Here is a 24,939-nt window from a genome sequence, read left to right on the forward strand (position 1 = left end):
TAGATCGCCATGATAAAGAAAATAGATGCCAATCTCTCGCTGTTCACTAGTCTCGATGACGATCTCATCTGCGGCGTGGATGAAGCTGGTCGCGGTCCTTTGGCAGGTCCGGTATTTGCTGCTGCGGTGATTCTCGATCCGATGCATCCGATTGATGGCTTGCGCGACTCGAAGAAACTGACGGAAGTACGGCGTGATGCACTGGCTATCGAAATCAAGGCGCATGCATTATCGTGGTCGATCGCCCAATGTTCGGAAGAAGAAATCGATACGCTGAATATTTTGCAGGCGACCATGCTGGCGATGCGCAGGGCGATTGAAGGGTTGCATATTACGCCTACGCTGGCGCTGATCGATGGCAATCGATGTCCGGTCATGACGGTGCGCGGCGAGGCAATCATCAAGGGTGACGACAAGGTCCCGGCAATTTCAGCGGCATCGATTCTGGCAAAAACGGCGCGCGACCATGCCTTGGGATTGCTGCACCTTGCGTATCCGCATTATGCCTTCGATCAACACAAGGGTTATCCTACGGCTCTGCATATGGAGCGCTTGCGCGAACATGGCGTCTCGCCTGTGCACCGCAAATCGTATGCGCCGGTGCGTGCCTTACTTATTAAATAGTAAGTCAATAATTAGCCGCGGCAACAACCTTCAGATGCAGTTTTGCTTATTATCATGACGCTCAAAACAATTTCCTCGCGTGACAATCCGCTTTATAAAGAGTTGAAGCATCTTGCGACCAGCTCACAGGCGCGTCGCAAGGCGGCCCGCACTTTGCTGGATGGTGTGCATCTTTGCGAAGCGTATCTGCAGCATGTCGGTATGCCGCCCTTGTGCATAGTGAGCGAAACGGCGGTACTCAATAGCGAAGTGACCGTTATTCTGCAGGGATGCGCTGATAGCGCTGCAACGCAAAGTATCGTGTTGCCGGATGCCTTGTTTCACGCCTTGAGTCAGGTCGAGCATGGTATCGATATTTTATTTGTCATCGACACCCCGGAACAGAAAGAACCGCAGCGCCTGATGCAGTCGGCGGTCTTGCTCGACAAAGTGCAGGACCCAGGCAACTTCGGTTCTATCGTGCGTAGCGCAGCTGCCGCCGGCATCAGGCAAGTATTCTGCAGTCCGGGAACCACCTTCGCATGGTCGCCCAAGGTATTACGCGCCGGGATGGGGGCCCATTTCCTGATTGAGATATTTGAAAATGTCGATCTCGAGGCATTGATTCAGCGCGCAGATATCCCGGTGATTGCCACCAGTTCTTATGCAAAGCAACGCATTTACGATCTGGATCTGACCAAGCCGGTGGCTTGGTTGTTCGGGCATGAAGGGCAGGGTGTTGCCGAGCATTTGCAGGCATTGTCCACGCATCAGGCTACGATTCCGCATCTGGGCGCGATTGAGTCATTGAATGTCGCTGCAAGCTCCGCCGTGTGTTTCTTTGAACAAGTGCGGCAGCAAACGTCAGACTAATTTTTCTTAATCAGGACGCTGTTCTGATTTGATTTCCTGCAATATCGTCGCCGCAATTTCCTCGATGGATTTTGTGGTTGATGACATCCAGCGTATGCCTTCACGACGCATCAGTTTTTCTGCCTCATTAATTTCATAACGACAGTTTTCCAGCGCTGCGTATTTGCTGCCCGGTAATCGCTCATTGCGGATTTCCGCCAGCCGGTCGGCTGCAATCGACAGGCCGAATATCTTGCTCTTGTAGGGCACCAAGCCGCTGGGCAATTTCTCTCTTTCAAAATCATCAGGGATCAAAGGATAGTTCGCTGCCTTGATGCCGTACTGCATGGCAAGGAACAGGCTGGTCGGTGTCTTTCCTGAACGCGATACACCCACCAGTATCACATCCGCTCCCGAAAGATTCTTGTTGGACTGACCGTCGTCATGCGCGAGTGAAAAATTAATCGCCTCGATACGATTCTTGTATTCTTCAGAATCGGTACTGGTATGACTGCGTCCTATCGTATGCGTGGATTTGACACCCAATTCCTGTTCCAGCGGCTCAACAAAGGTTTGTATCAGATCCATGTGCATGCCTTTGGATAAGCGCACCACGTCAGATAGCTCTGCTTTGACCAGGGTTGAAAACACAATTGGACGTTGACCATCGATCGCGAATGCATCATTTATTTTGCGCAGTGCATCATGCGCCTTGTCCAGCGTGTCGATGAACGGTAAACGTATCTGCTTGAAGCGCAGATCGAACTGCGTCAAAACTGAATGGCCAAAGGTTTCTGCAGTGATACCAGTGCCGTCGGAGACAAAAAATACGGTGCGTGCACTAACGGTACTGCGATCGACTGATGTAGGCATGGTGGATATGTAAGGCTGATGTAAGTTAAAAAAATGCTGCAGTGCGGTGCGCATTCGAACCGGATTCTGTAAAATGGCGGCCAACAGTTCTTTACGTAGAGCGGCTCTCGAAGAATAACAAAAACTGTCGCCTAAGAAAGGCACGCATGAAGATTTCTTGTCATCAAAGCAGAGGTTGTTATGTCGAATGTTATAAACACTGGGAGCAAGCCTGACCAGATAGAGGGAAGCTATGTCGTATCCTTCGAACATCTACGGATGTCTGACGTGGATTCGGTGGGAGGTAAAAACTCTTCACTCGGAGAAATGATCAGTCAGCTCGCGGAGGCTGGTGTCAGAGTGCCGGGCGGTTTTGCCACCACGGCACAGGCGTTCAGGGATTTTCTTGAACATACTGAAAGCGGTGGGCTGAGTCTGGCGCAACGCATTGCAGATCGGCTCGCTGGTCTGGATATCGACGATGTACGCTCGCTCGCACAAGCTGGCGCAGAGATTCGTAACTGGATCGTGGAGACACCATTCCAGCCGCGACTTCTTGCCGAAATCAAACAGTACTATCAAAACCTTTCTGCCGATTCGTCCAAGGAAATGTCATTTGCCGTGCGTTCCTCCGCCACTGCAGAAGATTTGCCAGACGCATCATTTGCTGGCCAGCAGGAAACCTTCCTTAATGTAGTCGGCATCGATAATGTGCTGGAAGCCATCAAGCACGTGTTCGCGTCGCTCTACAACGACCGCGCTATCTCGTATCGCGTACACAAAGGCTTTACCCATGCTGAAGTTGCCTTGTCGGCTGGTGTGCAGCGCATGGTGCGTTCTGATCTGGGGTCTGCCGGCGTGATGTTTACGCTGGATACCGAGTCGGGTTTCACTGATGTGGTCTTCATCACTTCGAGCTATGGTCTGGGCGAAACAGTGGTGCAGGGCGCAGTCAATCCCGATGAGTTCTATGTGCACAAGCCTATGCTGGAAAAAGGCAAGCTGCCTATCATTCGTCGCAACATCGGTTCCAAGCTGATCAAGATGGAATTCACTGCTGAAGCGAAAGCCGGCCGTTCAGTGCAAACCGTCGACGTACCTATCGGTATGCGCAATCGCTATTCGCTGACTGATGAAGAAATCGTACAGCTCGCAAAATACGCTGTCATCATTGAAAAGCACTACGGTCGCCCGATGGACATTGAATGGGGCAAGGACGGCTTGGATGGTCAGCTCTACATCCTGCAAGCGCGTCCTGAAACCGTCAAGTCGCAGCAAAAACCGACTGATGTGCAGCAACGGTTCAAGATGAAAGGGAGCGGCACTGTATTGACCGTCGGTCGCGCCATCGGTCAAAAGATTGGTGCTGGTCCTGTGCGTGTAATTCTTGATGCTGCAGATATGGAACGCGTGCAACCAGGCGATGTATTGGTTGCGGACATGACCGATCCCAACTGGGAACCGGTCATGAAGCGCGCATCCGCTATCATTACCAACCGAGGTGGTCGTACCTGTCACGCAGCAATTATCGCGCGTGAGCTGGGTGTGCCGGCTGTTGTTGGTTGTGGTGATGCTACCGAACTGTTGAAGGACGGTGCACTGGTAACTGTATCGTGCGCTGAGGGTGATGAGGGCAAAGTCTATGACGGCTTGCTGGAATCCGAAGTAACCGAAATTGCACGCGGCGATTTGCCAGAACTGCCATTGAAGATCACGCTCAACGTCGGTAATCCTCAACTCGCATTTGACTTCCAGTCGATTCCCAATGCAGGTGTTGGCTTGGCGCGCCTTGAGTTCATCATCAATAACAATATCGGCGTACATCCAAAAGCAATTCTGGAATATCCGCACATCGATCCGGATCTCAAGAAGGCCGTCGAGTCGGTCGCGCGCGGTCATGCCTCACCGAAGGCCTTTTACATCGACAAACTGGCCGAAGGCATCGCTACCATCGGTGCTGCATTCTGGCCGAAGCCAGTGATTGTACGTCTGTCGGATTTCAAATCGAACGAGTACAAGAAGCTGATTGGCGGTTCACGCTACGAGCCGGATGAAGAAAATCCTATGCTCGGTTTCCGTGGTGTGGCGCGTTACCTCGCACCGGATTTTGCTGAATCGTTCGAGATGGAATGCAAGGCGATGAAGCGCGTGCGCGATGAAATGGGACTGACTAACGTCGAGATCATGGTGCCGTTTGTACGTACCCTGGGCCAGGCTGAAAAGGTCATCGATTTGCTGGCGAAGAATGGTTTGAAGCGGGGAGAGAACGGCTTGCGTATCATCATGATGTGCGAAGTGCCATCGAATGCAATTCTGGCGGAAGAGTTCCTGAATTACTTTGACGGCTTCTCCATTGGTTCCAACGATTTGACCCAGCTGACGCTGGGACTGGATCGTGATTCCGGCATGGAAATTCTGGCTGCCGATTTTGATGAACGTGATCCTGCTGTGCTGGCCTTGTTCTCGCGTGCCATTGCAGCTTGTCGCAAGCAGGGTAAGTATGTCGGCATCTGTGGTCAGGGTCCATCGGATCATCCTGATTTTGCAGAGTGGTTGATGAAAGAAGGTATTACCTCGCTTTCCCTCAATCCCGACTCCGTCATTGAAACATGGCAGAACCTGGCCAAGCGCCTGTAATACGGCTGTAGCCAACGGTCGGGGCATTCGATTTTATTTTGCAGTCCGGTTTTTTAGACTAGACTGTATGCACCCGACCGGCTGACACAGAACAAGCTTTATCGTGGTTTTCAACCCTCGTTGCCCAACGGACTCCGAGGGTTTTTGTTTTTACGCGCTGAAAGGAATGCTGATGACTGACTGGATGATTTGGTTTGCGGTGGCATCTGTACTGATCATATTGGAAATGGCAAGTGGGACTTTTTATTTGCTGATGATCGGCGCAGGGGCCGCGGCCGGCGGTGTCGTTGCACTTGCCGGCGGTAGCGGCAGTTGGCAATGCATAGTTGCCGCCGCTGTAGCAGCCATCGCTACTTTTGCACTGCGTCGCAGCCGCTTTGGGCGATCATCAAATATCAACTCGGCACGCGATTCAGGTATCAATCTCGATATCGGGCAAACCATTGAAGTTGCCGAATGGCGTAAGGTACCCGGAGCGACCAGCCAGGCGCGCGTAATGTATCGCGGCGCACTGTGGGATGTGGAACTTGCCAGCAACGGTACTGCTGTGCCTGGCGTGTTTCGTATCCAGGAGGTGCGGGGCAATCATTTGATTCTTATCAATAACGACACGGTAGACGATTAAGGTACTGCCATCATTCCGTAACATCCTGTTCAACACATAAACGTATTTAGCAGAAATATTACAAAAGGAGTTCATATGTTCGGTACCACCAGCACTACCATCATTTTTCTATTATTTTTGGTGATTGTCTTTGTCGTCAAGACCGTCAATGTCGTGCCTCAGCAGCACGCATGGGTCGTGGAACGCCTCGGCAAATACCATGCGACGCTGGGCCCCGGTTTGAAGATCGTGTTGCCCTTCATAGATCGCATCGCCTACAAGCATTCGCTCAAGGAAATTCCACTCGATGTGCCCATGCAAGTCTGTATCACCAAGGACAATACGCAACTCGAAGTCGATGGCATTTTGTATTTTCAGGTGACCGACCCTATGCGTGCATCGTACGGCTCATCGAATTATATTTCTGCTATTTCGCAATTGGCGCAAACGACCTTGCGCTCGGTTATCGGCCGCATGGAACTGGATAAAACCTTTGAAGAACGTGATCTCATCAACCACAGTGTCGTCGGTGCAGTGGATGAATCAGCTGCCAACTGGGGTGTGAAAGTCTTGCGTTACGAGATCAAGGATTTGACGCCCCCCCGTGAAATTTTGCACGCGATGCAATCGCAAATCACTGCCGAGCGCGAGAAGCGTGCGCTGATCGCCGCCTCCGAAGGGCGCAAACAGGAGCAGATCAATATCGCTACCGGTGAGCGCGAAGCATCGATCGCACGTTCGGAAGGCGAGAAGCAGGCGGCGATTAATCGTGCGCAGGGTGAAGCTTCGGCGATTCTGTCGATTGCGGTGGCGAGTGCCGAGGCAATACGTAAAACAGCGGCTGCAATTCAGGAACCCGGCGGTTCCGATGCAGTGAACCTCAAGGTGGCGGAGCAGTATGTGGAAGCCTTCGGCAAGCTGGCGAAGACAAACAATTCCATCATCATCCCGGCAAATCTGGGCGATATGGGTAGTTTGATTGCGACGGCGATGCAAGTGGTGAAATTCCAAGCGCCGCAAACCAAGTTGTAATTTTCCGGGATTGCCTGAGGTTTCATACCTCGGTTTCGAGCATAAAAAAACGGCGCTTCGAGCGCCGTTTTTTTATCTTCGATTTTGTTTCATCACCGATTGAATCTCGCGCTGGGTATCGCGCTGCTTTTCGGTATCGCGTTTATCGTGTTGCTTCTTGCCCTTTGCCAGTCCGATCTCGCATTTGATATACCCTTTTTGATAATGCAGGTTAAGCGGCACCAGCGTATAGCCCGCGCGTTCGACCTTGATCGTTAGTTTCTTGATTTCCTCCGACTTCAGCAGCAGCTTGCGCGTGCGTACCGGATCGGGTGTCACATGCGTGGAGGCGGAGGATAAAGGACTGATGTGTGCGCCGAACAGGAAAATTTCATCATTGCGTACAATGACGTAGGCTTCCTTCAACTGCGAACGTCCGGCGCGTATCGCCTTGACTTCCCAACCCTGCAATACGATGCCGGCCTCGAAGCGCTCCTCGATGAAATAATCGTGGAATGCTTTTCTGTTATCAACAATGCTCATGAGTTTCGGCTAATGGTCGGTTAAAATGGCAACTCTGCGATTCTATCAAACGGTTCTTATTCGATGGCAGTAGTGCACAAAACAGTTTTACTTGGTTACAGCGCCGAACAGATGTTCGCGCTGGTCGATCGGGTTGAGGATTATCCTCAGTTCTTGCCATGGTGCGGCGGCGTAGACGTCAAGCAGCGCGAAGAAGGCAGGCTGGTCGCCAGCATCATGATCAATTATCACGGCATCAAACAAAGCTTCACGACCGAAAACACAACGGTGCGGCCGGTGTCGATGACGATGCGTTTGCTGGAAGGACCATTCAAGGAGTTGCATGGTACATGGGTATTCAAGCCGCTGCGGGAAGATGCCTGCAAGATTGAATTCGACCTGCAGTATGAATTCTCGAATCGGCTGATCGAATCGATTATCGGGCCGGTATTCAATATGATTGCGACCAGCTTCGTCGATTCGTTCAGCAAGCGTGCGGATGAAGTATATGGCTGACCTACATTTGCCCGGCTCGACCGCCACCGGCATACATATCCAGATTTGCTATGCGCGGCCGGACAAGCAGTTTTTACTAGAGCAAACGGTTGCGGATGGCACCACCATCCAGCAGGCGATCCAGAGTAGCGGAATTATCCAACAAGCGCCGGAAATCGATGTCAGCGTCTGGCGCGTCGGGATTTACGGCAAATTGAAAACACTGGATACGATTCTGCACGAGCATGACCGGATTGAAATCTACCGGCCGCTCATCGCAGACCCCAAAGATTCACGCAGAAAACGCGCTGAAAGCAAGGACGCCAAAAACAAGGCCTGACATTGCCGATTCAAGTCGGACAGTTTTTACCCAACCTCGGCACTTTATTTACAGTCTTCCATGATGCGGTTGTTGTTGCGCGTTTCTTGCCTGCGCTCTTCATCTGTCATAAAGGAACGCTCCCCTGATTTATCCATGCGGCTAATGCGTTCTCCCGAATCCAGTACGCGTTTGTAATTGCCGGCCTGCTCGCAGCCCTTCTTTTTGTCGGCTGCCTGTTTTGCCTTGGCGGCCGCTTCCTTGTCTTTTTCGGCCTGTTCCATCTTGCGTTTATTGAAATCGGCGTTTTTTTCAGCGATCGTTTGCGGCGCCTTCTTGGTCGCGTCAACGTCGCCGGCTGGTTCTTCCGCTGCTTTGGCCGAAGTGCTGGCCTGCGTAGAGCCATGCGGCGATTTCAGGATTTTGCTGTTAGGTACCGATGCGGGCGGCGGTGTGTCGGAGTATTGTTTCACGCCTTTGTCGTTCAGCCATACGTATTGCGCCATGGCGGCGCCAGCACAGCCAGCTAAAAAGACGGCAACAGTAAAGCGTTTCAAACCGGATGCATGCATGACAAATCCTCAAGAAAGGGCTGGGTGAATACTTGTGCGATTTCGCCATGCTTGACCTTATCTGTCAATGTAAAAGGAAATTTTGCAGAGACTTTGTCGCAAGGGCGGGACGCATGAAACGGATTTCTGTATAATTCGCTTTTGCGCCACTAGGAAAATACTATGCGTCTATTACAAAAAGCACTCACATTCGATGACGTGCTGCTGGTCCCGGCTTATTCCGACATTCTCCCAAAAGATACTTCTCTTGTTACGCGCCTGTCGCGCAACATCACATTGAATATCCCTTTGCTGTCCGCAGCAATGGATACCGTCACTGAAGCGCGCCTTGCGATCGCCATGGCGCAAGAAGGCGGTATCGGCATCATCCACAAGAATTTGACCGCCGCCGAGCAGGCGCGCGAAGTTGCCAAGGTCAAGCGTTTCGAATCCGGTGTGGTGCGTGACCCGATCACGATTGCGCCAACGACCAAGATCCGTGACGTCATCGCCTTGTCGCAACAGCACGGTATCAGCGGCTTCCCGGTAGTTGAGGGCAAAATCGTCGTCGGCATTATTACCAACCGCGATCTGCGTTTTGAAAACGAACTGGATGCACCGGTCAGTGCCAAGATGACGCCCAAGGACAAGCTGGTGTTTGTATCCGAAGGTGCAGATCTGGTTGAGGCCAAGCGCCTGATGAACAAGCATCGCCTCGAACGCGTATTGGTCGTCAACGACGCCTTCGAGTTGCGTGGTTTGATTACGGCCAAGGATATTCAAAAAGCAACGGAGCATCCGATCGCGTCGAAAGACGGATTCGGCAAATTGCGCGTAGGCGCAGCGGTTGGTGTAGGCGCCGACAACGACGAACGTATTGACTTGCTGGTCAAGGCTGGCGTTGACGTCATTGTTGTCGATACCGCACACGGTCATTCCAAAGGTGTACTGGATCGCGTCCGCTGGATCAAGGATAACTACAAAGGCGTTGATGTCATTGGCGGCAATATTGCAACGGCAGCAGCAGCCAGGGCATTGGCAGATCATGGCGCAGACGGCGTCAAGGTCGGCATCGGCCCTGGTTCGATCTGTACCACGCGTATCGTCGCGGGTGTAGGCGTGCCGCAGATCACGGCGATCTCGAACGTGGCAGATGCGCTCAAGGGCACGGGTATTCCGTGTATCGCTGACGGTGGTATCCGCTTCTCCGGTGATATTTCGAAAGCACTGGCAGCCGGCGCATCGACGGTCATGATGGGTAGCATGTTCGCTGGTACTGAAGAAGCGCCGGGGGAAGTGATTCTGTTCCAGGGTCGCAGCTACAAATCATATCGCGGCATGGGTAGCCTGGGCGCGATGGCCGATGGTTCTGCCGATCGCTACTTCCAGGATGCAGCCAATAATGTTGACAAGTTCGTACCAGAAGGCATCGAAGGACGCGTTCCTTACAAAGGCAGCGTGATCGCGATCCTGTATCAACTGGTCGGCGGCGTGCGCTCATCGATGGGCTACTGTGGTTGCGCAACGATAGACGACTTCCGCGAACAGGCAGAATTTGTCGAAATCACCTCGGCCGGTATGCGCGAATCGCATGTACATGACGTGCAGATTACGAAGGAAGCGCCTAACTACCGCGCTGAGTAAGGTTGTCGCTGTTATATGTCCGCCTCTAGTGCTGATGTGACGAACCCGGGCGAACAGCAGCATGAAAGTTTTGCTGATGCTGTTGCCCGTATCGAGCGCCTGGGCAAAAGCCTGTTCGGTGTCACCGCTTGCGTCGTACATTTGCATGACCAGGGCTATGGGCTGCATACGCCAGCACACCAATATTGTGCGCAACTGCCTTTAAGCGCAGCGTTGCATGTAATGCCGGAGAAGTCTTCGCCCTTCAGCCCACCTTTGGGTAAGGTCGACAACTTTGAAGTCAGGTTTTACGCCTTGCATCCTTTACGTAATCGCACAGGCAATGTAGTTGGCCGAGTGGCGTTGTTACATGAACGTACACGTGCCTTCACGGCGGGCGACGCGCACTGGATGACGGATCTGGTGGCGCTGCTGGAGCGTGAAATGCGCTTCTCCGTGCAAGAAGCCGAACTGGCCCATGCAGACCCCCTAATTGAATAACTGTTCACTCTTGAAACGCTAAGCTCACTCACATGCATTCGAAAATTCTCATCCTCGATTTCGGTTCACAGGTTACCCAGTTGATCGCACGCCGCGTGCGCGATGCCGGCGTTTTTTCAGAAGTCTATCCTTACGACGTCAGCGATGAGTTCGTGCGCAATTATGGCGCCGCCGGGGTGATTCTTTCCGGTGGTCCTAATTCCGTGATTGAAGGTGACGATACGCCGCGCGTACCACAAGCCGTATTTGAATTGGGCGTGCCTGTACTCGGTATCTGCTACGGCATGCAGGCGATGGCCGAGCAACTCGGTGGCAAGGTCGAAAATGGCAAGGTGCGCGAATTCGGTTACGCCGAAGTTCGTGCCCATGGTCATACCGCATTGTTGAAGGACATCAGCGACTTCACCACGCCTGAAGGCCACGGCATGTTGAAGGTCTGGATGAGCCACGGTGACAAGGTCGACGAATTGCCGCCCGGCTTCAAGCTGATGGCGTCTACGCCTAACTGCCCGATCGCTGGCATGGCGGACGAAGCGCGTCGCATGTATGCATTCCAGTTCCATCCGGAAGTCACGCACACGGTACAGGGAAAAGCCATCATTGCACGCTTTGTACACGAGATTTGCGGCTGCAAATCAGATTGGAACATGCCGGATTACATCGCCGAAGCAGTCGAAAAAATTCGCCAGCAAGTCGGTACTGATGAAGTGATTCTCGGTTTGTCCGGTGGCGTAGACAGCAGCGTTGCGGCGGCTCTGATTCATCGCGCGATTGGCGACCAGTTGACTTGCGTGTTCGTCGATCACGGTCTGCTGCGTCTCGATGAAGGCAAGATGGTGATGGAGATGTTCGCCGAAAATCTGGGCGTCAACGTGATCCGCATCGATGCAGTTGATCAGTTCATGGGTCATCTGGCCGGCGTGAGCGATCCGGAAGCCAAGCGCAAGATTATCGGACGTGAATTTGTTGAAGTGTTCCAGGTTGAAGCGGGCAAACGCAAGAATGCCAAGTGGCTGGCACAAGGCACGATTTATCCAGACGTCATTGAGAGCGCAGGCAAGGGCAAGAAGGGTCATACCATCAAGAGCCACCACAATGTAGGCGGCTTGCCGGAAACATTGAATCTGCAATTGCTGGAACCATTGCGCGAATTGTTCAAGGATGAAGTGCGTCAGCTCGGCGTCGCACTCGGCCTGCCGCACGACATGGTATACCGCCATCCATTCCCGGGTCCCGGCCTGGGCGTGCGCATACTCGGTGAAGTGAAGAAAGAATTCGCCGATCTGCTGCGTCGTGCCGATGCAATCTTCATTGATGAATTGCGCAAGACGCCATTCGTGCTTGCAGCCGGCGCATCGGAAGCAACCGACAACGGTATTCCGCACCGCAACTGGTATGACGCCACCAGCCAGGCATTTGCCGTCTTCCTGCCGGTCAAATCGGTAGGCGTGATGGGTGATGGCCGCACTTACGAATATGTGGTGGCCTTGCGCGCCGTGCAGACGCAGGATTTCATGACTGCACACTGGGCGCATTTACCGCACGAATTGCTCGGCAACGTTTCCAATCGCATCATCAATGAAGTGCGTGGGATCAATCGTGTCGTGTATGACATCTCAGGTAAGCCACCAGCGACTATCGAGTGGGAGTAATGGACGGTGACGGAAAGCCTGTTTTTTGCCTTGCAGCCTGACGTCACTGCCATCACGCAGATCCAGCAAGTCAGTGCTGGTTTGTGTGCTCAGCACGATCTTTCCACGCGTTTCATCACCGCGGACCGGCTGCATGTAACTTTGCATTTTGTGGGAGATCTTGCCGCACTTTCACAGGATCAGCTGGAGCATGCGCATGCCGCCGCGGCTGCCATAAAACTGCCTGCGTTTGAGCTCAGTTTCGACAAGGTACTCAGCTTTCGATCTGCAAAATCTGAGCGGCCATTGGTACTGGCAAGTAACGCCTCCATGACCGCGCTGCAGTTATTTCGCTATGAACTTGGTGATCAGCTTCGCAGGCGCGGCGTTCCTGCAGATAAAACAGTTTTCACTCCTCATATCACGCTCGCCTATGACAAATATGCAGTTGAGGAGCAGATTCTCGCAGTCCCGGTAAAGTGGACCGCCAGAGAATTTGTACTGATCAAGAGTTTTGTCGGGAAAAGTCGTTACGAAGTCTTGGGGCGCTGGCCTTTGGGCGCAGCTTAAGCCGTCGCTGACTTCGCTGATAGCTGTTCAATAATCAATTCGATCCGGCTACTCGGGTAAATCTGCAGGAATGCCATTCGGATTCCGCGCCATCTGATAACCATACCAAAGACTTTGCGCAATCCTTTGCGCTGAAGCGGTGGCGCGGTTGCTCATCGCCTGATTGGCCTGTTCTTTTGCTGTCTTGTCAAAGAGTGCCAGCCAGCGTTTGAAAAGCGTTTCGTCCAGATGCGGCATGGCGGCGTGTTTTTGCATCGGTGTGCCCGTATAGCTACCGGTACCGCGCAGTATCGATGACCAGAAATTGACCAGCGTTACCAGGTGATGATCCCAGTCATGTACCTGAGCGTTAAAGATCGGCCCGAGCACCTCATCCTGTCGCACTTTGGCGTAAAAGGCATGCACCAATTGCGACACTTCTTCTTCCGTGCACAGATCGCTATTGAGCATTTTTATCTCCGGATGCTATTGCGCCAATAAGATTGGAATCTGCTTGTGCACTTACAGGTGCATCGGCCTCCGACCACACCGCAAATTCATTGCCGCCGGGTTCAATAAAATGAAAGCGGCGTCCGCCAGGAAAGGCAAAAATCTCTTTGTTGACGATGCCGCCTGCGGCTCTGACTTTCTGCTCGGTAGATTCCAGGGTGCGGCTGTAAAAAACCAGCAAGGCTGCACCTGTCGCGGTGTTGGATGCCAATTCAGATTGGTAGAAGCCGCCGTCCAGGCCCTGGTTAGAGAAGGCGGAATAGTCAGGGCCGTAATCGATAAAGTGCCAGCCGAAGGCAGCTTCAAAGAAATGTTTGGTCGCTGCAATATCCCGCGATGGATATTCAACGTAGTTGAGTTTTTCATGCGCATTCATGGCTAATTTTCCTTGATGCTTGGCAATATCAGTATTCTTCACAGATTATATTGCCTGGCGTCGCAGGCGGCCATGCAGTGTGTACTGAATCCGGAGAATAAAAATCGGACCGTACAACCTACCGGATGGGCATCAACCGTCAACAGCAGTTTTTGTCATGTTTTTCTTCAGCTCCACATCTGCAAATGGATCGTCCTTGTCAGATTCGCTGGAGACAGCGTGCTTGACCATGTACTTTGCATAAGCGTCGATCAATTCTGCTGTGAAGCTTGCCTTGTCTTTTACCGGGATCCAGCCTTGGCCGCTTTTTTCTTCAAGCTTGATATCCGAACCGTTGAATTTGATACTGATTTCCTTGTCTTTTTGCGCTAACTCGAACTGATCGAGAAATTGACTGACAGATGCACTCGGATTGCTGCCTGCAAAATCAGCCATCGCATTGTGTAGCGCTAATTTGCGCTCCAGCGTTGCGCTGCTGATCATGTTCGCCATGCCGTCACGCAATGCAGGGTTTTCATTCAGCATTGTCTGAAACTTCACGTTGCGATTATCGCCGCTGAGCTCGTAGCCGTTTTTGCCGGATGTAATGCGGAGAGCGGGAGGGACATTGATCCCGTAGGACTGCAAGGCGGTATTCAAACTATCCTTGAAGTTCACGTTCGACGCTGAAGACGCGGGCGTGATGGCTGCCGCAGTAACGGCTTTGTTAACCGCATTGGCGAGCAAATCGCCAAATGCGGCGTTGGACGACTTATTCGCTTGCGCTGAAATGAAGTTGTATTGGGAGTTTACGCTGCCAATGCTGCGATCGTTTGAAAGTTTTTCCATACTTTTTTCTCCGTCGATTTATTCAATTTGTATGCGTCAAAATGCTGGCTCTGGATGCCATTGCTAGCGCGTCAGATTAGCAGTGGCCATTCACGTTTAATTGGACGATTAAAAGTGTTAAATGCCGCTACTTCGGCGAACAATATCGGATTGACGAACGCACGAGTCCATGTAAATTTGATCTGGCGCAAGAATTCCGTGTGGCAATGCAGCATAATGAAAACCACTATGCATCCAGCTTCAAACTCTTCCCATCGCTTACGGTCTGCACAAGGACTCGATAAGGGAGCGGTTCTGCAAACACTCGCATCGCTGCTGTGGCTGCCGCAAGCAGGGTTGCTGGCTTATGCGGTACAGGGTCTGGCAAATGGTGGTGGTTTGGAGGGCGTCAAGCTTCCCGCACTGTTCCTGCTGTTATTCGGCCTGCTACGATCAGCATGTGAAGCCTCAGGTTCTCGGCTTGTATTCAAAACTGCACGCACCCACTTGTCCGCGCTGCGCGCGCAAGCTGCCACGGCATTAGCCTCACGTTCTCCGCTGGATATTGACAGGCCTGCGTCGGGGCTGGCCGCCAGCGTGATGGCTGAGCAGGCAGAAGCCATCATCCCTTATCTGACTCGGTATCGCCCTGCGCGTTTGCGTTCCACCCTAGTCCCCATTGCTATTCTGCTTGTCGTATTTCCCTTGTCCTGGATTGCGGCACTGGTTTTGTTGGTGGCGGCGCCCCTGATTCCGCTTTTCATGGCGCTGGTCGGCTGGCGTGCGAAAGCCGCGAGCGAGGCGCAGATGCTGGAGATGGGCGGCATGAACGCTTTCCTGCTGGATCGCTTGCGCGGGCTGGCAACCCTGCGCACATTGGGAGCAGTGCAGATGACGGCATTGCGGCTGCGCGATGCCGCGCAATCCCTGCGTCGGCGCACGATGGCGGTGTTGCGGATTGCGTTTTTGTCTTCTGCCGTGTTGGAGCTGTTCGCCGCATTGGGTGTGGCGATGATCGCGGTGTATGTGGGCTTTCATCTGCTGGGACAACTGGAGTTTGGCGCGTGGGGAAATCGCCTGAGTCTGGGACAGGGTTTGTTTATCCTGTTATTGGCACCGGCATTTTTTGAGCCTTTGCGCGATTTGTCGGCGGCCTGGCATGACAGGGCGGCAGGGGAGGCAGCGCTGGATGCATTGGATCGCTTATCGGATACCGGTTTGCTGCTGCCGGATGTATCTGGTGCACAAATTTCTCCTGTTTCCAAAGACTTGGAGCCACCTTCTGTCGCCATCACCGGTTTGCTGTTCTCGCACCGCCTTGCTTCAGCGCCGGTGTTCGACGATTACGCCCTGTATGTGGAAGCAGGTGAACACATTGCGATTGTTGCTCCCAGCGGCGGCGGTAAATCTACCTTGTTGTCGCTGATCGCCGGTTTGGTATCGGCGCAGTCTGGTGATATCAAAATCAATGGCATATCCCTTTCGGCAAACACGATAGCGGGGCTGCGCAGCCGCATGGCGTGGATAGGACAGAAGCCGCATATTTTTGCCGGTTCAGTGCGCGCCAATATTGCGCTGGGACGTGCCGGCGTCGAGGCCGAGGACGTCGCAATGGCCTTGCAGTTCGCCGCACTGGATGCGGTGCCGCAAGCGCAGCTCGGCGTGGCACTGGGCGAGGGCGGTGGCGGATTGTCGGGAGGTGAAGCAGTACGTCTGGCCCTTGCGCGTGCGATGGTTGCCGGTTATGCCAATGCCGATCTGCTGCTGGTGGATGAACCGACTGCGCATCTTGATAGCACCACAGCCAAACAAGTGACGGACGCCTTGCTGCAATTGGCACAAGGCAAAACCATGATTGTTGCCACACACGATCCGGTGCTGGCGGCGCGCATGCAGCGCGTGATTGTCTTGCATGCACATGCCGAGGTGGAGGCATGAGGATCTGGCGCGATCTGTATCCGGTGCTCGCTTTGTTTATGGCCAGCCATAAAAACAAATTATTGATAGGTGCCTTGTTGGCAGCTGTCACTGTATTGTCGGGCATGGCCTTGCTGGGATTGTCGGGCTGGTTCATCACGGCGACCGCGATTGCCGGCTTGAATGTGTCGCTGGCATTCATGTTCGACGTCTTCATGCCTTCCGCCGGGATTCGATTGCTGGCGTTGGGTCGCACCGCATTACGCTATGCCGAAAGATTGGTTACGCATGATGCCACGCTGGCAGTGCTGGCAGATCTGCGCGAGCGGCTATTCCTAGGCTGGGCACGGCCCGAAGCAGCGCGTCGTTTGCTGGCGCGACCTGCGCAATTGCTGTTCCGCCTGACGGGCGATATCGATGCATTGGATACGCTGTACTTGCGGATTCTGGTGCCGCTCGGATCGGCGCTGGCCGCAGCGCTTGTTACCGGCATTGCATTGAGCTTCATGGATGTGTGGCTTGGAGCCGGCATCGCAATCTGGCTGATAGTCACAGGACTCGGGATTGCATACGTGATTGCGCGCGCAGCGCATAGGGCTGCTCGCCGTCGCAGCTATGGTATGGAAGCCCTGCGCGCGCGCAGCATCGATCTGGTCGCCGGACAAACTGAATTGCTGATGGTTGGCCGACTGCATGCGCAGACTGTATCGCTGGCTGCGGCCGATGGCTATCTCGCGCGTGCCGACGACGCACTGAACAAGCTGGAAGCGCGTGCCGGCGCAGCCTATGGCGTGATCGGCAGTTTGACGCTGTTGGCAACCTTGTTGACGGTCGCGCTGCTGATGGAAAAAGGCGCGATAGGCGTGCCAGTTGCAGCCCTAGCCTTGCTGCTGGTGCTGACCGTGATGGAACCCTTTGCCGCCGTGCGACGTGGTGCATTGGAGCTTGGCCGCACCCTGTTGGCTGCCCGTCGCCTGGCGCCGCGCTTGCAGGACGATGCTCCTGCGGTGGTGCCTGCTCAGGCTGCTGTACTGTTTTTGCCGGAAGATCTGATCCTTTCCTTGCAGCACGTACGCGCGCATCCTGCAGGTACACAGGCATCTGGTGCTTCGGTTCTGCAGGATATCTGCCTGACTATGGACAGACATCAACGCGTGGCACTGATAGGTGCCAGCGGCGCGGGAAAATCTACCTTGATGGCGGTGATTGCCGGCGAACTGGCCGCACAGGCAGGCACAGTGCAGGTTGCCGCACATAGCTTGCTGACGCAAAGAACAGAGTTATTTCAGGACAGCCTGCGCGATAACCTGCGCCTGGCCGCTCCCGCCGCGAACGACAGTCTTTTGTGGGACGTCTTGCAGACAGCCGGTTTGGCCGACGATGTTGCAAAAATGCCGAACGGACTGGATACAAGGCTGGGCGAGGGTGGACTGGGTTTGTCAGGCGGACAACTGCGTCGCCTGGCGTTGGCGCGCTTGCTGCTGCGCGATGTGCCGCTGTGGTTGCTGGATGAGCCGACCGAAGGGCTGGACCCGCAGACCGCGCGCGATGTGTTGCAGCGTCTAGCCGCACAGGCTTCCGGTCGCAGTATCTTGCTGGCAACGCATGTGCGGCGAGAGGCCGCGTTGGCGGATCGCTTGGTTTGTATGGAGCATGGGCGTATTGTTAAGGACGTGATGCGTGGCGATACGGGTTTCGACCTGCTATTGAACACACTGCGACCGGATTGAATTTCGACCCCGAACAATACGCGGTAAAGAATTTAAGTCTTAAAAGGGAGCACCATGGAACTCGATATTGTTTCGTTATCACGGTTACAGTTCGCCACTACGGCGCTGTATCACTTTCTGTTTGTCCCGCTTACGCTGGGGCTCTCCATCCTGCTGGCGATCATGGAGACGGTCTATGTCATGACCGGGCGCGTCATCTGGCGCGACATGACCAAATTCTGGGGCACGCTGTTCGGCATCAATTTTGCGATGGGCGTCGCGACCGGGATCGTGATGGAGTTCCAGTTCGGCATGAACTGGAGCTACTACAGCCACTACGTCGGCGACATCTTCGGCGCGCCATTGGCCATTGAGGGCTTGATGGCCTTCTTCATGGAAGCCACTTTCGTCGGCCTGTTCTTCTTTGGCTGGGACAAACTATCCAAAGTCGGTCATCTGACGGCAACCTGGGCAGTTGCAATCGGGTCCAATTTTTCTGCGCTATGGATACTGATTGCCAATGGCTGGATGCAAAATCCGGTTGGCTCTGCCTTCAATCCCGAAACCATGCGGATGGAAGTGACCGACTTCGCCGCTGTCTTGACCAACTCGGTGGCACAAGCCAAATTCGTACACACGGTTTCTGCCGGTTATGTGACCGCCGCGATTTTCGTACTGGGCATCTCTGCGTGGTATCTGCTGAAAGGACGTCACCTTGAGTTGGCAAAACGCTCGATGACGGTCGCTGCCTCATTCGGGCTGGCCGCTGCGCTGTCTGTGGTCGTGCTGGGTGATGAAAGCGGTTACCTGTCGACCGAACATCAAAAGATGAAGCTGGCCGCGATTGAAGGGATGTGGGAAACCCAGGATGCACCGGCTTCCTTTACGCTGGCCGGTTTCCCAAATCAGGAAGCACGCGAGACGCACTATGCGATTCATATCCCGGCTTTGATGGGGCTGATCGGGACGCGTTCGCTGGATACGGTGATTCCCGGAATTAACGAGCTGGTGCAACGTGCCGAATTGCGCATTCACAACGGCATCAAGGCTTACGACGCACTGCAGAAAATTCGCTCCGTAACAAGTCCGGATCAGATCACGCCTGCGATGCGTTATGCATTTGAAGAAACCGGTCACGATCTCGGTTATGCATTGCTGCTCAAACGCTATGTAGACGATCCGCGGAAAGCGACGCCCGAGCAGATATCCAAAGCGGCTTTCGACACGGTGCCGCAGGTAGCGCCGCTGTTCTGGCTGTTCCGCATCATGGTGGCGATCGGCATGTTCCTGATCCTGCTGACCGGCGTGTTCTTTGTGCTGTCGGCAAAACGACAACTGGATAAACACCGCTGGCTGCTGAAGCTCGCAGTGTTTGCGATTCCCTTGCCTTGGATTGCGATTGAAGCCGGCTGGCTGGTGGCAGAATTCGGTCGCCAACCCTGGGTGATTGAAGGCGTCTTGCCTACCGCGGTTGCAGTCTCAAATCTGGGTATCAAGACTTTGCTGATCACGCTGGCTGGCTTCGTGACGATTTATACCGTGTTGTTCATCATTGAGATGAAGCTCATCTTCAAGGTCATACGAAAAGGGCCGGAGATAGAAAGTTCGCCGCAAGCAGGGGCATACGGCAAACCTGGTGCCGCGTCCATTCCCGCACCTAAACCGGAGCCACTATGATTCTGCACACACTTATTGATTACGACATCCTGCGTTTGATCTGGTGGAGTTTGATCGGCGTACTTTTGCTGGCGTTTGCCATTACCGACGGTTTCGATCTGGGCACGGGAATCCTGCTGCCTTTCGTTGCCAAAACAGATATCGAACGACGTGTGGTCATCAACAGTGTCGGCCCGGTATGGGAAGGCAATCAGGTCTGGCTGATACTCGGCGGCGGCGCGATTTTTGCTGCTTGGCCGCAGTTGTACGCAGTTGCTTTCTCCGGCTTCTATCTCGCGATGTTTGCGATTTTGGTTGGTTTGATTTTGCGTCCGGTTGCATTCAAGTTCCGTAGCAAACGCGAAGAACCAGAATGGCGTGCGCGCTGGGATTGGGTACTGTTTTTCTGCGGCTTCGTACCGACGCTGATCTTTGGCGTTGCCCTGGGTAATGTGCTGCAAGGTGTGCCTTTCCGCCTGTCGTCTGACATGCATATTTTTTATGACGGCAGTTTTTTCGGCTTGCTCAATCCTTTCGCAGTGTTGTGCGGGCTGGTGTCGGTCGCGATGCTGGTCATGCATGGAGCGGCATGGCTGCAACTGAAGACAGAAGGCGCCATTGCGGAACGCACGCGTTTCCTCGGTAGCGTCGCCGCCCTGGCCACGTTTGTTCTGTATGCCTTTGCCGGTGTGCTGCTGTGGGCTTACATCGATGGCTATCGCATCACCAGCGTGATCAATCCCATCGGTCCTTCGAATCCCTTGCTGAAAACTGTCGATGGTCATGTAGGCGCATGGTTCGTCAATTACGCTGCGCAGCCATGGACATTGGCGGCACCTGCGTTGGGCTTGCTCGGTGCAATTGGCGCATGGCTGGGTTTGCGCATGCGACGCGAGATTTTCACGATCTTGAGTAGTGCGGTAAGTGTAAGCGGCATCATTCTCAGCGTAGGTGCATCGATGTTCCCGTTCATCCTGCCATCGTCCATCGATCCGCGCGCCAGCCTGACAGTGTGGGATTCCTCATCGAGTCATCTCACCCTGTTCATTATGCTGGTGGTGACGGCCGTATTCATTCCAATCATCGAGGCGTACACGACATGGGTGTATCACGTGTTGTGGGGCAAGGTGGATGAACAGGCGATACGCGATGAAAGTGGCCACGCCTACTAAAGCATTGATCGAGACAATTGAATTTCAATTTCCGCCACCGTCACGCGATGGTGGCATTTAAAGACAAGGATAAATCATGTGGTATTTCGCTTGGATACTTGGTCTGCCGCTTGCCGCTGCTTTCGCAGTGCTGAATGCAATGTGGTACGAACTGATGGATGATGAAGCAGTCCGCAAAGAGAATCTCCGTCGCTCATAATAAGGAGCGCGCAAGGCTGTATGCGCTTGGAGGAGGTTTCGCTAAAATGAGGCTTGATTTTAAAACTTGAAGTGCAGCATCAAGGGGTGTCGCAGTCGCTGAACTTCATGCGTTTTAAAAAACAGTGTTCGCCGCCAAAGAGATTCCAGCCTAGATGCATACCGTTACAATCGCCCTGATTTTATTGCTGGCCGTGCTGGCCAGCGGATTTTTCGCACGACTCTTGCCGATCAAGGTGCCTTTGCCGCTGGTGCAGATTGCAACCGGCGCCGGCCTCGCGTACGGTTTCGGCATCAACGTGCCGCTCGATCCTGAATTTTTCTTCCTGTTCTTCATTCCACCTCTGCTGTTTCTGGATGGCTGGCGCATACCCAAAAGCGCCTTCTTCCGCGATGTGCGGCCAATCACGACGCTGGCGATAGGGCTGGTCCTGTTTACCGTGCTCGGCATGGGCTACTTCATACACTGGATGATTCCGTCGGTGCCACTGGCCGCCGCGTTTGCGCTGGCTGCGATTCTGTCACCCACCGACCCGGTTGCCGTGTCAGCCATCGCTTCCCAGAGCCCGATTCCGCCGCGTCTGATGCACATACTCGAAGGCGAAGCCTTACTCAACGATGCATCCGGTCTGGTTTGTTTTCGCTTCGCCTTGGCGGCGGTGATTACCGGGACGTTTTCTTTTCTGGATGCATCGATGGAATTCCTGTGGGCGGCAGGCGGCGGCTTGCTGGTCGGTATTCTTGTCGCCTGGCTGATTGGTGTCGCGAATAAATGGCTGGTAGTGTTTGCCGGTGAAGATCCCGGCAGCCAGATTCTGATCAGCCTGCTGCTGCCATTTGCCGCTTATCTGCTGGCAGAACACCTGCAGGTTTCCGGCATTCTTGCCGCTGCTGCTGCGGGCATCACCACGCACTACACGGATATGGTGGGGCGTCGATTGGCCGCCACGCGCATGCAACGCCGCGCAGTGTGGGACACGATTCAAATGGCGCTTAACGGTGTGATTTTTGTGATCCTCGGTGCGCAATTGCGCACCACGATGGATGGCTTGCCGTTGGTGGCGAACAATATGGGATTGAACAGCGCATGGTGGCTGGCGCTCTACGTAATCGCGATCGGCGTTGCCTTGACCGTGCTGAGGTTTATATGGGTATGGAGCTCGCTGCGATTTACCCTTTTCAGAAAACGCCGCCAACCCGGTGATATAAAACCGTCTATACGCATCCTCTTGCTGACAGCATGCGCGGGCGTGCGGGGCGCAATTACGTTGGCCGGTATTTTGACTTTGCCTTTGCTTATGCCGGATGGGTCTGCTTTTCCGGCGCGCGACCTGCTGATTTTTCTGGCAAAAGGCGTGATTCTGCTCTCGCTATTGAGCGCGAGTGTGGCTTTGCCTTTGTTGAGCAAGGGCGTCAAATTCAGGCCCGAGCCATTGTTGGGCATGGATGAGGGGCACGCCCGCGTCGCTGCGGCAGAAGCCGCGATACGCCACATCAAATCGGTAAGCGATGCTGCGCCAGTCGATGCAGAAAACAGTGGTCATACGGAAGCCGCCATGCGTGTTACCGAACTCTATCGACGACGACTCGACTATGGTTTGAGAGAAGGCGAAGAAGCGGCACGGATACAGTTGCTGGCAGAAAAAGAACGCGAACTGCGCTTGTCTGCGATTCGTGCCGAGCGCGATGAATTATTTCAGATGTGGTTGCACAACAAACTTGATGACACCTTGCATCAGCGCTTGTTGCGCGAGCTGGATTTGATTGAGGGTGCGCTGACACGCAATAGTCCTCCTTGAGTATTCGTTGTCGATCACCTAAAAGATCGCTTCCTGCTTGGCGCAATGCATCTGAATGAGTGTTGCGCCATTTCCATTGTCAAGGTGGTATCGAATTGGCCCGTGCGCATGGCGGCAACGCATGGTCTATGTTTGGTCGCATAAGCCGTAGCCGCTCTGGTCTATAATGATGGCCCGCGATACCCATGCAACGCAGCATAATTCCGCATTCATTGCCGATCTGCGCTTTGCTCGCGACCTTGCATCAACCTTCATTCGGCCATCATTTTGACTTACAGCATAAAAGAGATTTTCTACACACTACAGGGCGAGGGCGCGCACGCCGGGCGGCCTGCCGTGTTTTGTCGTTTCTCCGGCTGTAATTTGTGGACAGGGCGCGAGAGCGATCGTGCGACTGCGGTGTGCCAGTTTTGCGATACTGATTTTGTCGGCACCGATGGCGAAGGCGGCGGCAAGTTTGCCGATGCGACCAAACTGGCGCATACCATCAACGCCTTGTGGCCTGAGTCTTACGTCGCCAGCAAATACGTGGTCTTTACCGGCGGCGAACCCTTGTTGCAACTCGATACGGAGTTGATCCATGCAATGCATGCGGTCGGTTTTGAAATCGCCATTGAAACCAATGGCACCTTGCCGGTGCCTGCCGGTGTCGACTGGATTTGCGTCAGCCCGAAGATGGGTTCGAAACTGGTCGTCCATAAAGGCAGCGAGTTGAAGGTCGTGATCCCGCAACTGGGGCAATCGCTGGCAGCCTATGAACAGCTGGATTTCGAACACTTCTTCGTGCAACCGATGGACGGCCCCTTGGCAGAACAAAATACGCGGCTTGCGATCGATGTCTGCAAACGCAATCCGAAATGGAAGCTGAGCTTGCAGACCCATAAACTGTTGCAGATCCCTTGACGCGCTCGCATTTGCAGCCTTGTCGATAGCCTTACTACTTGCCTCACTAATTGCCTCACTGATAGCTTTACCGATAAAACCATGCTGACAATCACCCGCAAACTTGAATTCGATGCCGGTCACCGTATTCCAGACCACAAGAGCCAGTGCCGCAATCTGCACGGCCATCGCTACACGCTCGAAATCACGCTGGTTGGCAATGTGATCGATGAAGAGGGTAGTTCCGATAACGGCATGATCATGGATTTTTCCGATATCAAATCGCTGGCGAAGCAGCATCTGGTCGATGTCTGGGATCACTCGTTTATCGTCTATGAAAAGGACGCAAAGGTACGTGAATTCCTCGAAAGCATTCCCGGTCATAAGACCGTAATCATCGACCGCATTCCCACTGTCGAAAATCTGGCGCAAACCGCTTTCAATATCTTGAATGCGGCTTACAAGGATCATTACGGTACCGGCTTGCGCCTGCATAAGCTGGTGCTGCACGAAACGCCCAATTGCTGGGCCGAAATCACGGCAGAAGGCTGATCGCTGATGCCGGACGAAGGCCAAGATATCATTCAGGACGCAGTCTGGATGCGCCAGGCGCTGGATCAGGCGCATAACGCCTGGGCGCTGGGCGAAGTGCCGGTAGGTGCCGTGGTCGTCAAGGATGGCCAAGTGATTGCAACCGGTTTCAACCAGCCTATCGGCACGCACGATCCCACTGCACACGCAGAAATCATGGCCTTGCGCGCTGCCGCAACCATCCTTGGTAATTACCGTCTTCCTGGTTGTGAGTTGTATGTGACGCTGGAACCTTGCGCGATGTGTTCGGGTGCAATGATTCATGCACGACTATCGCGCGTGGTGTTTGGCGCGTCCGATCCGAAAACCGGCGCTTGCGGTTCCATTGTCAATCTGTTCGAACAAAATCAACTCAATCACCATACCCAACTGACCGGCGGCGTGCTGGCGCAGGAATGCGGCACCTTGCTGAAGGACTTTTTTGCGGAACGTCGCAAGGCATCGCAAGCGACCAAAGTGGATGGTTCTAGTACCATCTGATGATTTTTTAAGCTCCCTCCTGGAGTGCCCAGCGCTTGTCCCAGCGTTTTCTCATTTCTTACTCCGCTTCCTGATTTGCATATTTGAACCAG

Annotated in this window: 26 protein-coding genes; 20 read left to right on the top strand and 6 right to left on the bottom strand. The window is 53.9% G+C overall.

All coding sequences use genetic code 11. The annotated features are described in order from the left end of the window. The first annotated feature begins 9 nt into the window (after positions 1-9). On the top strand, positions 10-624 hold the full coding sequence (gene rnhB / locus ACFQO0_RS13355) for a ribonuclease HII (RefSeq protein ID WP_382235427.1): 615 nt from the start codon (positions 10-12) through the stop codon (positions 622-624). A 54-nt stretch (positions 625-678) separates the two neighbouring features. After that, entirely contained in the window at positions 679-1,476 is a 798-nt protein-coding gene (locus ACFQO0_RS13360; protein WP_382235429.1) for a TrmH family RNA methyltransferase, read from the top strand. Between the two features lie 6 nt (positions 1,477-1,482). Here the strand turns inward: ACFQO0_RS13360 and ppsR are convergent, their stop codons facing one another. Then, positions 1,483-2,328, bottom strand: a complete 846-nt coding sequence (gene ppsR, locus ACFQO0_RS13365; RefSeq protein ID WP_382235431.1) for a posphoenolpyruvate synthetase regulatory kinase/phosphorylase PpsR — start codon at positions 2,326-2,328, stop codon at positions 1,483-1,485. A 180-nt stretch (positions 2,329-2,508) separates the two neighbouring features. On the opposite strand from ppsR, the gene ppsA reads away from it, so the two are divergent. The 3 genes from ppsA (at position 2,509) to ACFQO0_RS13380 (ending at position 6,580) form a co-directional block, all read left to right on the top strand. Further along, complete coding sequence (gene ppsA / locus ACFQO0_RS13370) at positions 2,509-4,944, top strand: phosphoenolpyruvate synthase (RefSeq protein WP_382235433.1); 2,436 nt, start codon at positions 2,509-2,511, stop codon at positions 4,942-4,944. A gap of 172 nt (positions 4,945-5,116) precedes the next feature. Next, the gene (locus tag ACFQO0_RS13375; protein ID WP_382235435.1) at positions 5,117-5,569 is read left to right on the top strand and encodes an NfeD family protein; all 453 of its coding nucleotides are present in this window, start codon (positions 5,117-5,119) and stop codon (positions 5,567-5,569) included. Positions 5,570-5,644: 75 nt separating this feature from the next. Continuing rightward, positions 5,645-6,580 (top strand): SPFH domain-containing protein, encoded by a 936-nt coding sequence (locus ACFQO0_RS13380; RefSeq protein ID WP_382235437.1) that lies wholly within the window; start codon positions 5,645-5,647, stop codon positions 6,578-6,580. Between the two features lie 72 nt (positions 6,581-6,652). On the opposite strand, the gene smpB is transcribed toward ACFQO0_RS13380, so the two are convergent. Further along, positions 6,653-7,102: an SsrA-binding protein SmpB gene (smpB, locus tag ACFQO0_RS13385; protein WP_382235439.1), complete on the bottom strand. Its 450-nt coding sequence runs from the start codon at positions 7,100-7,102 to the stop codon at positions 6,653-6,655. 63 nt (positions 7,103-7,165) lie between these two features. On the opposite strand from smpB, the gene ACFQO0_RS13390 reads away from it, so the two are divergent. Together ACFQO0_RS13390 and ACFQO0_RS13395 are read left to right on the top strand one after the other, a co-directional pair. Next, a complete protein-coding gene (locus ACFQO0_RS13390) occupies positions 7,166-7,597 on the top strand; it encodes a type II toxin-antitoxin system RatA family toxin (RefSeq protein WP_304931767.1) in 432 nt (143 codons plus the stop codon). Beyond that, positions 7,581-7,916, top strand: a complete 336-nt coding sequence (locus tag ACFQO0_RS13395) for an RnfH family protein (RefSeq protein WP_382235441.1) — start codon at positions 7,581-7,583, stop codon at positions 7,914-7,916. Before ACFQO0_RS13390 ends, ACFQO0_RS13395 begins: the two co-directional genes overlap by 17 nt. A 44-nt stretch (positions 7,917-7,960) precedes the next feature. Here the strand turns inward: ACFQO0_RS13395 and ACFQO0_RS13400 are convergent, their stop codons facing one another. Further along, the gene (locus tag ACFQO0_RS13400) at positions 7,961-8,467 is read right to left on the bottom strand and encodes a DUF4124 domain-containing protein (protein WP_382235443.1); all 507 of its coding nucleotides are present in this window, start codon (positions 8,465-8,467) and stop codon (positions 7,961-7,963) included. Positions 8,468-8,629: 162 nt separating this feature from the next. On the opposite strand from ACFQO0_RS13400, the gene guaB reads away from it, so the two are divergent. Genes guaB through thpR form a run of 4 tightly spaced genes read left to right on the top strand, consistent with a single transcriptional unit; the run spans position 8,630 to position 12,771 of the window. Next, positions 8,630-10,090: an IMP dehydrogenase gene (gene guaB / locus ACFQO0_RS13405; protein WP_382235445.1), complete on the top strand. Its 1,461-nt coding sequence runs from the start codon at positions 8,630-8,632 to the stop codon at positions 10,088-10,090. A gap of 15 nt (positions 10,091-10,105) precedes the next feature. Then, positions 10,106-10,570: an RING finger protein gene (locus ACFQO0_RS13410; protein WP_382235446.1), complete on the top strand. Its 465-nt coding sequence runs from the start codon at positions 10,106-10,108 to the stop codon at positions 10,568-10,570. Positions 10,571-10,602: 32 nt separating this feature from the next. After that, positions 10,603-12,222: a glutamine-hydrolyzing GMP synthase gene (guaA, locus tag ACFQO0_RS13415; RefSeq protein ID WP_382235448.1), complete on the top strand. Its 1,620-nt coding sequence runs from the start codon at positions 10,603-10,605 to the stop codon at positions 12,220-12,222. 6 nt (positions 12,223-12,228) lie between these two features. Then, positions 12,229-12,771: an RNA 2',3'-cyclic phosphodiesterase gene (gene thpR / locus ACFQO0_RS13420; RefSeq protein ID WP_382235450.1), complete on the top strand. Its 543-nt coding sequence runs from the start codon at positions 12,229-12,231 to the stop codon at positions 12,769-12,771. Between the two features lie 48 nt (positions 12,772-12,819). Here thpR and ACFQO0_RS13425 read toward each other — a convergent pair whose 3' ends face one another. The 3 genes from ACFQO0_RS13425 to ACFQO0_RS13435 form a co-directional block, all read right to left on the bottom strand. Then, a complete protein-coding gene (locus ACFQO0_RS13425; RefSeq protein ID WP_382235452.1) occupies positions 12,820-13,221 on the bottom strand; it encodes a group III truncated hemoglobin in 402 nt (133 codons plus the stop codon). Beyond that, a complete protein-coding gene (locus ACFQO0_RS13430; protein WP_382235454.1) occupies positions 13,211-13,636 on the bottom strand; it encodes a VOC family protein in 426 nt (141 codons plus the stop codon). The genes ACFQO0_RS13425 and ACFQO0_RS13430 overlap by 11 nt, the downstream gene beginning before the upstream one ends. 132 nt (positions 13,637-13,768) lie before the next feature. Then, entirely contained in the window at positions 13,769-14,464 is a 696-nt protein-coding gene (locus tag ACFQO0_RS13435) for a hypothetical protein (RefSeq protein ID WP_382235456.1), read from the bottom strand. A 216-nt stretch (positions 14,465-14,680) separates the two neighbouring features. Between ACFQO0_RS13435 and cydD the strand changes: the two genes are divergently transcribed. The 9 genes from cydD to tadA all read left to right on the top strand — a co-directional run bounded on the left by cydD (position 14,681) and on the right by tadA (position 24,847). Further along, a complete protein-coding gene (cydD, locus tag ACFQO0_RS13440; protein WP_382235458.1) occupies positions 14,681-16,381 on the top strand; it encodes a thiol reductant ABC exporter subunit CydD in 1,701 nt (566 codons plus the stop codon). Next, on the top strand, positions 16,378-18,090 hold the full coding sequence (locus ACFQO0_RS13445) for an amino acid ABC transporter ATP-binding/permease protein (RefSeq protein ID WP_382235460.1): 1,713 nt from the start codon (positions 16,378-16,380) through the stop codon (positions 18,088-18,090). Before cydD ends, ACFQO0_RS13445 begins: the two co-directional genes overlap by 4 nt. Before the next feature lie 54 nt (positions 18,091-18,144). Next, a complete protein-coding gene (locus ACFQO0_RS13450; protein WP_382235462.1) occupies positions 18,145-19,746 on the top strand; it encodes a cytochrome ubiquinol oxidase subunit I in 1,602 nt (533 codons plus the stop codon). Beyond that, a complete protein-coding gene (cydB, locus tag ACFQO0_RS13455; protein WP_382235464.1) occupies positions 19,743-20,897 on the top strand; it encodes a cytochrome d ubiquinol oxidase subunit II in 1,155 nt (384 codons plus the stop codon). Before ACFQO0_RS13450 ends, cydB begins: the two co-directional genes overlap by 4 nt. Before the next feature lie 76 nt (positions 20,898-20,973). Next, positions 20,974-21,096, top strand: a complete 123-nt coding sequence (cydX, locus tag ACFQO0_RS13460) for a cytochrome bd-I oxidase subunit CydX (protein WP_382235466.1) — start codon at positions 20,974-20,976, stop codon at positions 21,094-21,096. Positions 21,097-21,250: 154 nt separating this feature from the next. After that, positions 21,251-22,894 carry a Na+/H+ antiporter gene (locus tag ACFQO0_RS13465; RefSeq protein WP_382235468.1) on the top strand — a complete coding sequence of 548 codons (1,644 nt, stop codon included), beginning with the start codon at positions 21,251-21,253 and terminating at the stop codon, positions 22,892-22,894. Positions 22,895-23,161: 267 nt separating this feature from the next. Further along, entirely contained in the window at positions 23,162-23,797 is a 636-nt protein-coding gene (gene queE, locus ACFQO0_RS13470) for a 7-carboxy-7-deazaguanine synthase (RefSeq protein ID WP_382235470.1), read from the top strand. 81 nt (positions 23,798-23,878) lie between these two features. After that, positions 23,879-24,328: a 6-carboxytetrahydropterin synthase QueD gene (queD, locus tag ACFQO0_RS13475; protein WP_382235472.1), complete on the top strand. Its 450-nt coding sequence runs from the start codon at positions 23,879-23,881 to the stop codon at positions 24,326-24,328. A gap of 6 nt (positions 24,329-24,334) precedes the next feature. Then, on the top strand, positions 24,335-24,847 hold the full coding sequence (tadA, locus tag ACFQO0_RS13480) for a tRNA adenosine(34) deaminase TadA (protein ID WP_382235474.1): 513 nt from the start codon (positions 24,335-24,337) through the stop codon (positions 24,845-24,847). Positions 24,848-24,939: the final 92 nt, after the last annotated feature.

Source organism: Herminiimonas aquatilis (genome assembly GCF_042665175.1).
Classification (GTDB): domain Bacteria; phylum Pseudomonadota; class Gammaproteobacteria; order Burkholderiales; family Burkholderiaceae_D; genus Oxalicibacterium; species Oxalicibacterium aquatilis.